The 5,620-nt window shown below is 63.4% G+C and carries 6 protein-coding genes; 5 read left to right on the top strand and 1 reads right to left on the bottom strand.

What is annotated here, in order from left to right:
• The 4 genes from EN906_RS21040 to EN906_RS21025 form a co-directional block, all read left to right on the top strand.
• Positions 1-746 (top strand): hydantoinase/oxoprolinase family protein (locus tag EN906_RS21040; protein WP_281057644.1); only part of this gene is annotated, 746 nt, incomplete at its 5' end.
• 1 nt (position 747) lies between these two features.
• The gene (locus tag EN906_RS21035) at positions 748-2,505 is read left to right on the top strand and encodes a hydantoinase B/oxoprolinase family protein (protein WP_127267819.1); all 1,758 of its coding nucleotides are present in this window, start codon (positions 748-750) and stop codon (positions 2,503-2,505) included.
• Between the two features lie 125 nt (positions 2,506-2,630).
• Positions 2,631-3,407, top strand: a complete 777-nt coding sequence (locus EN906_RS21030; RefSeq protein WP_127267820.1) for an ABC transporter substrate-binding protein — start codon at positions 2,631-2,633, stop codon at positions 3,405-3,407.
• Positions 3,408-3,476: 69 nt separating this feature from the next.
• Positions 3,477-4,592: an aminomethyltransferase family protein gene (locus EN906_RS21025; RefSeq protein WP_236383079.1), complete on the top strand. Its 1,116-nt coding sequence runs from the start codon at positions 3,477-3,479 to the stop codon at positions 4,590-4,592.
• Positions 4,593-4,681: 89 nt separating this feature from the next.
• Here the strand turns inward: EN906_RS21025 and hpaR are convergent, their stop codons facing one another.
• Positions 4,682-5,077, bottom strand: coding sequence for a homoprotocatechuate degradation operon regulator HpaR (gene hpaR / locus EN906_RS21020; protein WP_127276380.1), 396 nt, complete (start codon positions 5,075-5,077; stop codon positions 4,682-4,684).
• Positions 5,078-5,291: 214 nt separating this feature from the next.
• Between hpaR and EN906_RS21015 the strand changes: the two genes are divergently transcribed.
• A partial coding sequence (locus tag EN906_RS21015; RefSeq protein ID WP_164777271.1) for a 5-carboxymethyl-2-hydroxymuconate Delta-isomerase occupies positions 5,292-5,620 on the top strand: 329 nt, incomplete at its 3' end.

Here is a 5,620-nt window from a genome sequence, read left to right as displayed (position 1 = left end):
GCCATGACCCTCGTGATTTCGCGCTGTTCGCCTTTGGCGGCGCCGGCCCGCTGCACGCAACGGCCCTGGCGCGCGAACTCGGCCTGCCCAAGGTGCTGGTGCCGGCGCGTCCGGGCATCACCAACGCACTCGGCTGCGTCGTCGCCGACCTGCGCCATGACTTCGTCAACACCATCAACCAGCCGGTGGCGGTGCTCGACGAAAGACAGCTTCATACTGTATTGGAACGACACCGAAACGAAGGTGAAGAGCTGATCGGCAAGGAAGCGGTGAAGCCGGAGACGATCCGCGTCACCCACTCCGCCGACATGCAGTTCGTCGGCCAGACCCACATCATCAACGTGGCGCTGCCGTCCTCATCGGTGACGCGGGCAACGCTGCAGCAGCTTTTCGAAAAGGCCTATTTCGCCCGCTTCAAGGTCGAGCTTCCGGAAATCCGCGCCAACCTCGTCAATCTCAACACCTCGGTCACTGGCGTGCGTCCGGCGATCGATCTGTCGCGGCTGATCGACCCGGCCGGGCGCGCAACAACGCTCGACGAGGCGCGGCGCGAAATCCGGCCGGTCTGGTACGCCGGCCAATGGCACGACACGCCGGTATACGCGCGTGAAAAGCTGCCGCTTGACGCTGAAATCGAAGGGCCGGCGATCCTCGAACAGGTGGATGCCACCACCGTGCTCGAACCCGGCGACCGCGCACGCAGCGACGCCGACGGCAACATCATCATCGACATTGGCGAGGCCTGAGATGCCAAATCTTGATAGGGCAAAGCTCGACGCCATCACCCTTTCGGTCCTCCAGGCGGCACTGCAGCAGGTCTGCGACGAGATGGACCTGACCTTCTCGCGCGCCGCCTTCTCGCCTGTCATCGCCGAGGCCAATGACCGCTCCGACGGCATCTATTCCGCCGTCGATGGTTCGCTGATCGCGCAAGGCAGCCAAGGCCTGCCGGTGTTCGTCGGCGTCATGCAATATTCGACCAGGACGGTGATCGAGATGATCGCCGACGGCCGTTGCCTGCCGCCGGAACCAGGCGACATCTACATCGTCAACGACCCCTATCTCGGCGGCACGCATCTGATGGATGTGCGCTTCGCCATGCCGGTCTACCGGGACGGCAAGATTTTCTGCTGGCTGTCCAACACCGGCCATTGGCCCGACATTGGCGGCTCGGTCCCGGGCGGATTTTCGGCCTCGGCGACTGCCGTGGAGCAGGAAGGCCTGCGACTGCCGCCCGTAAAACTGTTCAAGAAGGGCGTGCTCGATCCGGAGATCTACGCCATCATCTGCTCCAACATCCGCGTTGCCGACCAGCGCATCGGCGACATCCGCGCCCAGGCTGCGGCACTGCTGATCGGCCAGGACCGGCTCAATGGTATCCTGGATCGTTACGGTGATGAAACGGTTGTCGAGGCGATCGCCGAACTGCGCCGCCGCGCGGCCGAGCAGATGCGCGCCAACATCTCAGCCATTCCCGACGGCACCTACCATTCCAAGGCGTTTGTCGATTCCGACGGGGTGGTCAACGAGCCGCTGACCATCGCGCTCGCGGTGGAGAAACAGGGCAATACGCTGACCTTCGATTTCACCGGCTCGTCAAAGCCCTGCGCCGGGCCGATGAACAGTGTGCTGGCGACGACCTTGTCGTCGGTCTATCTCGCCATGCGTCACATTTTCCCTGATGTGCCGATCAGCGCCGGTGCCTTCGAACCGCTTGAAGTCAAGCGGCCGGAAGGCACTTTCCTCGACGCCAGATATCCACGCCCGGTCTCGGGCTGCGCGGCTGAAGTGTCGCAGCGCATCGCGGAAGCGGTGTTCGCGGCCATGGTGCAGGCGTTGCCGGACAAGGTGACGGCGGCGCCCGCCGGCTCCAGCGGCAATTTCGCGCTCGGCGGCAACGACCCGGCGCGCGGTCGCGATTACGTCATGTACCAGATCTCCGGCGGCGGTTACGGCGGAAATTCAGGCCATGACGGACTGACCAATGGCTGCTCGACCATCGGCATTTCCAAATCGCCGCCGGTCGAGATCATGGAACAGGCATTCCCGGTGCTCTACCGCCACTATGCCTTGCGCGAAGGTTCAGGCGGCGCCGGCAAGCATCGCGGCGGTTTCGGCCTCGCCTATGAGGTCGAAATCCTGCGCGGCGACGCCCGTGCTTCTTTCGTCATGGATCACGGCCGTTTCGGCCCCCAAGGCGCACTCGGCGGCAGGGATGGCGCGGTCAACATGGTGACCGTCTTCCGCAACGGCGAGGAACATGTACCGCCGCATTTGTCCAAGGAGCAGGACATCGCGCTCAAGGCCGGCGACCGCGTGCGTGTCGGCACGCCGGGCGGTGGCGGCTACGGCGATCCGCTGCAGCGCGATCCGGATCTGGTGCTGCGCGACGTGGCGTTGGGTTACTATACGATCGAGGAAGCCAACGAAAAATTTGGCGTTGTCCTCTCGGCAGGCGAACTCGGCATCGACCGGACAGCGACGAACAAGCAGCGCGCCGGCTAACGCACGACCAATCGTGAGGGCTTGGTCCGCTCGCCGCGCCGCGATCGCCGCAGCGCATGTCGTTTCCGTCTCCGCCGGGATCATGAAAGCCCGTAGACTTCCCGCTTTCAACGGGGAACTCGAACATGCGTCTTTTCGGTCGTTTCGTGCTTGCAGCTTCCGTCGCTCTCACCCTTGCCACGGGCGCCGCCTCCGCCCAGGACAAAAAACTCAGGATCGGCACCGAGGGCGCCTATCCGCCCTTCAATTACGCCAGTGCCGACGGCACGCTGGGCGGCTTCGACATCGACTTGGGGAAGGCGCTGTGCGCGCAGATGAAGGCCGAGTGCGAGTTCAGCGTGCAGGATTTCGATGGTTCGATCCCGGCGCTGCAGGCCGGCAAGTTCGACGCCATCATCAACATCACCATCACGCCCGAGCGGGCCGAAAAGGTCGAGTTCACCCACAAATACTACCAGACGCCGCCGGCCATCGCCGTACCGAAGGATTCGACCATATCAGGCTCCTCGCCGGACGACCTGAAAGGCAAGGCGCTCGGCGTGCAGACCGCGACCATCCACCAGAAATTCGCCGACCAGAAATATGCAGGCTCGACGGTCAAGGCCTATCCGACGGGCGAAGATGCCCGCACCGACATGGCCAATGGCCGCCTCGACGCGATGATGGACGGCTCGATCATCCTGACCGAGTGGTTGAAGAAGCCAGACGGCGCCTGCTGCAAGCTGCTCGGCACGCTGACGGCCGATCCGGCCATACACGGCCCCGGCGTCGGCATCGCCCTGCAGAAGGGCAACAAGGAGTTGGCCGACAAGCTCAATGCGGCCATCGACGCGCTGCGCGCCAATGGCAAGTACAAGGAAATCAACGACAAATACTTTTCCTTCGACGTCTACGGCAGCTGAGAACGACAACAAATGCCTTCCGGCAGCGCTGCCTGGCGCTGCCGTTTTTCATGAACGATGGAGACTTCCTTGGCTGAGCGGCGTTCCCCTTTCTACAGCAGCATCGTCGGGCTGGGCGCGACCATGGGTCGTGTCGGGGGCGATTTCATCTCGGCCAAAACTTATTCCGGTATTGCCGACGAGCACCTGAACACCCGCAGGAATGTCGGCGTGCAGGATCTCAGCACCATGGGCAAGATGGATATCAAGGGGCCGGAGGCCGAGGCGCTGGTCAACCATGTCATCGTCAATAATGCCGCTGCCATGAAACCGGGCCACGTCCGCTATTCCACGGTCTGCCGCGAGGATGGCGGCATCATGGACGACCTCACCGTGTTTCGGTTGGGCCCGGAGCACTTCATGCTGGTGACCGGCTCGGTCAACCGCCTGAAGATGCTGCCCTGGCTGCAGCATCACGCTCAGGGCCGCAAGGCCTATGTCACCGACATCACGGCGGCCATCGCCTTCCCGACCATCCAGGGTCCGCGCTCGCGCGAACTGCTGAAAGCGTTGATCGCGGATGCCGATCTGGATGGACTGAAGCGCTGGTCGTTCACGTCGGGCCATATCAACGGCACGCGGGTACTGATCTCGCGCACCGGCGTCACCGGCGAACTCGGCTTCGAACTGTTCGTGCCGGCCGACGAGGCGGCCTCTCTCTGGGACGCGCTGATGCGCACCGGCCGTGACTTTGGCCTGAAACCCTATGGCGTGCTGGCGATGTTCACGCTGGGCCTGGAAAAGGCCTATCCGGCGCACGGCATCGACATGGACGAGACCCGCACCCCGTTCCATGTCGGCCTCGACCGCTGGATCAAGTTCGACAAGGGCGATTTCATCGGCCGCGAAGCTTTGCTCAAGGTTCGCGACAAGGGCCTCGACGAGCAATGGGTCGGACTGATCCTCGACGGCGACAAGCCGGCCGCGGCCGATGCCAGGATTCTGGCCGATGGCGAGGACGCCGGCATCGTCACCTACAGCGACCACGGCTATTCCCTCGGCAAGGTGCTGGCCACCGCGCATCTGCGGCTGCCCTTCACGGCTGTCGGCACCGAATTGAGCATTGATATCGGTGGTAAGCCGACGCGTGCGGTGGTGGCTCCGATACCGTTCTTCGATCCGGAAGGGGCGAGGTTGCGAGGTTAGCTGACCCCATCGGGTGTTTCGGCCATTTTCAAGGTATGCGGGGCCGTCAACCCAAGCGACCGTCGAAACCTCTGCGGTAGCCGGAACGATCAGCTCTCGCCGTCGATCAGCGTCTCCAGCAGATCGAGCAACTGCTCGAGCTTTTCGTGGCCGAAGCGCTGTTCGATGTCGTCATAAATGACGCGACGCTCCGGCGACAGGGCGTCGATCAGGGCGGAACCGGCGGGCGCAATGGTTAGAACGACGCGTCGGCCGTCGCCTTCGGCCTTGTTGCGGGTGATGAATTTGCGGCCCTCGAGCGCCTTGATGATGCGCGTCAGGCTGGGCGGCAAAACCGAGGCGCGGTCGGCGAGTTCCGTCGCCTCGACCGGGCCGGCTTCGCTCAGCACGCGCAGCACGCGCCATTGCTGTTCGGTCACGTCATGCGCCGCAAGCATCGGCCGAAACCGCGCCATCACCGCTTCGCGGGCATGAAGCAGCGCCATTGGCAGAGAACGACGGGTGTTTTCAGGCAGCAAGAAAAAGAGCCTCCCACGCTTGCGATCGAAAACAGGCCTTCCCTCAGCCGAATCCGCCTGCCAGGGCCCGTTCCTGCCATCCCGTATCGTTGCGCCAAGGCCGATGCAAGACTTGACTTCGTCGGCGTTGCATGTAATTAACGCGTTAACTACAACAAAAGCAATAGACCAGGGAAACGCCGTGCCTCACTTCTCCATCGAGTATTCAGCCAATCTCGATGCCAAGGTCGACATGGGCGAATTGTGCGCGCTGGTGTTGCGCACCGTGCTGGACACCGGGCTGTTCGAGACCGGCGCCGTGCGGGTGCGGGCCTTTCGCGCCGAGGCTTACGCGATGGCCGACAGTCTGCCGGAAAACGCTTTTCTCGACATGTCGTTTCGCATCGGCACCGGCCGCAGCCCTGATGAGAAGAAGCGGACCGGCGAAGCCGTCTTCGCGGCGGTGAGCGAATATCTCGCCGGGCTGTTCGAGACCCCGCATTTCGCCCTGTCGCTCGAGATCCGGGAAAT

The organism is Mesorhizobium sp. M7A.F.Ca.CA.004.06.1.1 (assembly GCF_003999135.1).
GTDB lineage: Bacteria > Pseudomonadota > Alphaproteobacteria > Rhizobiales > Rhizobiaceae > Mesorhizobium.
The sequence above is the reverse complement of the archived record's forward strand: the minus strand, read 5'-3'. Positions and strand labels throughout refer to the sequence as shown.

Excerpts from the sequence above, each read along its gene's own strand:
- EN906_RS21035 (WP_127267819.1), top strand. The coding sequence starts at position 748 with ATGCCAAATCTTGATAGGGCAAAGCTCGACGCCATCACCCTTTCGGTC.
- EN906_RS21030 (WP_127267820.1), top strand. The coding sequence starts at position 2,631 with ATGCGTCTTTTCGGTCGTTTCGTGCTTGCAGCTTCCGTCGCTCTCACC.
- hpaR (WP_127276380.1), bottom strand. The coding sequence starts at position 5,077 with ATGGCGCTGCTTCATGCCCGCGAAGCGGTGATGGCGCGGTTTCGGCCG.